General features: G+C 63.1%; 2 protein-coding genes and 2 pseudogenes. 2 read left to right on the top strand and 2 right to left on the bottom strand.

What is annotated here, in order from left to right; translation table 11 throughout:
• Positions 1–321 (top strand): annotated as a pseudogene (locus B2W70_RS16190) (cytochrome c biogenesis protein CcdA); the annotation flags it as partial.
• Positions 322–358: 37 nt separating this feature from the next.
• Here the strand turns inward: B2W70_RS16190 and B2W70_RS16195 are convergent.
• Together B2W70_RS16195 and B2W70_RS16200 are read right to left on the bottom strand one after the other, a co-directional pair.
• Positions 359–1,354 (bottom strand): acetoacetate decarboxylase (ADC), encoded by a 996-nt coding sequence (locus tag B2W70_RS16195; protein ID WP_286747227.1) that lies wholly within the window; start codon positions 1,352–1,354, stop codon positions 359–361.
• A gap of 69 nt (positions 1,355–1,423) precedes the next feature.
• Complete coding sequence (locus tag B2W70_RS16200) at positions 1,424–1,861, bottom strand: MerR family transcriptional regulator (protein WP_286747228.1); 438 nt, start codon at positions 1,859–1,861, stop codon at positions 1,424–1,426.
• Positions 1,862–2,013: 152 nt separating this feature from the next.
• Between B2W70_RS16200 and B2W70_RS16205 the strand changes: the two are divergent.
• Positions 2,014–2,712, top strand: a pseudogene (locus B2W70_RS16205) (2,4-dienoyl-CoA reductase); the annotation flags it as partial.

The following is a 2,712-nucleotide window of genomic DNA, read 5'->3' on the forward strand; positions in this document are numbered from 1 at the left end:
TGCCCTTGCTCCGGCCCCCTGCTGGCGTCCGCGCTGGCGCTGGTCGTGAGCGAAGGCGGCGCACTGCCTGGCGCCATCACCCTGGGGGTGTTCGGCATGGGCGCCGCGTTGCCCTTGATCGGCGTGGCCTACGCCTCGCGCTCGGGGTTCGAGCGCTGGCGAGACCGTGCGCTCGGCAGCATGGACCGCATCAAGAAGGGTTTTGCCGTGCTGCTGGGGCTGGCCGGGCTGGCGATTCTTCTGGGCTGGGACAAGCAGCTCGAAGCCTGGGCCCTGGATCACTTGCCCGATGCATGGCTGCGCTGGAGCAACGCCATCTGATGACCTCTCTGCAGGTCTCCCGCAAACGAGCAGACAGTCAACGGTCAGAAGCGGCCTCAACCCGCTCAGGCGCATACAGCGCCCCCTGGAACTGCGGCACGTACTCGTACTTCACCATCCGCCCCAGCTTCAGCGTCTTGATGAAGCCCGACAGGCTGCCGTCATGCAAGGTCAGCTTGACCGCGTCCTGGTCCATGCTGCTGGCATGGCTGAGTTGCCGCGACACCGAGTGGCCCTTGGTCAGGTTGCCTTGCTGGTCCAGGTTCGTGAACCGGTTGGTGACGAATTCTTCCTTGTTCGACAGCCCGTCGAGCTTGCGTGCCTCGATCACGAGATCGGGCTTGCCCGTTTGCGCGTCGAAAATCTCGTACGACACCGATTTCTCGCCGTCTTTCAAGTTGATCGGGATCAGCCACTTCGGCAAGTTGTAACCGACGACGCCCCTCACACGGGCCACTTCGGTGTTGACCGGCAGCTTGAGCACGTAGCCCGACAGGTCCTTGTCCATCGATTGGGCCAGCAGGCTGAAGGCTCCCCAGTTCGAGCCGCCCAGCTTGCTGGTGACGATGGAGATGGCCACCTCGTTGTAGCCGTCGTTGTCGCAGTACTCGTAGCTGTAGGCCGTGATGGCGATCAGCCCACGGCCAGGCCAGACCTGCAGCGGCTGGACCTCGGCCAGCACCTTGGGTGGAATCAGTTCGCGCAAGCGGTCGATGTCAGCGGTGTACACGGCTGTCACCCGGCTGTTTTTGTAATAGAAGTTCGGGGAGTGGGACTCGAAGCCGATGTCCAGCTTGGTTTTCTTGAGGGTCTTGAACCAGCTCAGGTCGATCTCCGGAGCCTCGGCCGCGATGACGGAAAGCGGCGGGTTCGAGCGGAACCGGTCGTACAGGCCGCCACGCACCACCGGCACCTTGTGCCCGGCGATGTCGATCACGGGGCTGCCATCGGCCGCAGCGCCTTGGGCCCAGACCGGGCAGACCAGAGAACTCAGCAGCAACGCACCGGCTGCGACAACGCTTCGAAAATGCATGAATGGACCTCAACGCTTGAAGGCAGTTGGAATGCGTTGATGAATCTAACTTTCAAGTCAACTTCAAGGTCAAGCACCTTTTCGAGGTTTCGTTTTCTTGCTCACCGGGATCCCGAAACTGTCCATCACCCGCACAGCGTTGTCCTCACAGGCCATGCCTTCGGGCTTGGCGTCGATCATCTGCATGAGCGCGCGCAGTTGTGCCTTGCTTTGCGCCAGGCGCACTTCCATGGCTTCGATGTCGGTGATCTTTTTCGTCAGGGCCGCCATCAGTTCGTCGTGCCGCCAGGTGCTGAAGTCCTCCGGTATCACCTGCTTGATCTCGTCAAGGGTGAAACCCGTTTGCTGAGCGCTGGTGATGATGTTCAGCACAGCCACGGCTTCCAGCGGGTACTCACGGTAGCCGTTGGCCTGTCGACTCACGGCATTGAGGAGTCCTTTCGACTCGTAAAACCGGATCGTCGAGGCGGTGAGCCCGGTGCGCTGGGCCAGTTCTCCGATCTTCATGGGACACCTCGCTTGCGATCGACAGATGGGCACGGCATCGAATCTAACCTTGGAGTGCACTTGAATGTCAAATGCGCGGCGTTGCCATCGGCACTTGACATTCAAGTTGACTTCAAGCTTACGGTTGACGCCTTGCCAACCCGGAGTCGAACATGACCGCCTTCACACCGCTGACCCTGCCCAATGGGGCCACCCTTGCCAACCGATTCGCCAAGGCCGCCATGGAAGAGAACATGGCCGACGCCGACCACGCCCCGTCGGACGCCCTGATCCGGCTCTACCGCACCTGGGCCGAGGGCGAGGTGGGCTTGCTGATCACCGGTAACGTCATGATCGACCCCCGAGCCATGACCGGCCCGGGCGGAGTCGTGCTCGAGTCTGACCGACACGCCGAGCGTTTTCGGGCCTGGTCGCAAGCGGCCCGCTCTCGTGGCGCGCAGGTGTGGATGCAGCTCAACCACCCGGGCCGGCAGATGCCCGCCGCCTTGAAGCAGGACACCATCGCGCCCTCCGAGGTGGCCATGGACCTGGGCGGTTTCTCCAAGCAGTTCTTGCCGCCCCGGGCCATGACGGAGACCGACATCGCCGAGGTCAAGGCCCGCTTCGTCAAAGCGGCGGTGCTGGCCGAGGCCACCGGCTTCACCGGCGTGCAGGTCCACGCGGCGCATGGCTACCTGCTCAGCCAGTTCCTCTCGCCACTGACCAACCAGCGCGTCGACCGCTGGGGCGGATCGCTGGAAAACCGCGCCCGCCTGCTGGTGGAGGTGGTTCGCGAAGTGCGAGCGGCCGTGAGCGAACGGTTCGCGGTCTCGGTCAAACTCAACTCAGCCGACTTCCAGCGCGGTGGCTTC

The organism is Aquabacterium sp. UBA2148, assembly GCF_002328915.1.
Lineage (GTDB): Bacteria > Pseudomonadota > Gammaproteobacteria > Burkholderiales > Burkholderiaceae_C > Aquabacterium > Aquabacterium parvum.

What these genes read in the sequence shown, in the direction of transcription:
- B2W70_RS16195 (WP_286747227.1), bottom strand. Translation starts at nt 1,354, where the DNA reads ATGCATTTTCGAAGCGTTGTCGCAGCCGGTGCGTTGCTGCTGAGTTCT.
- B2W70_RS16200 (WP_286747228.1), bottom strand. Translation starts at nt 1,861, where the DNA reads ATGAAGATCGGAGAACTGGCCCAGCGCACCGGGCTCACCGCCTCGACG.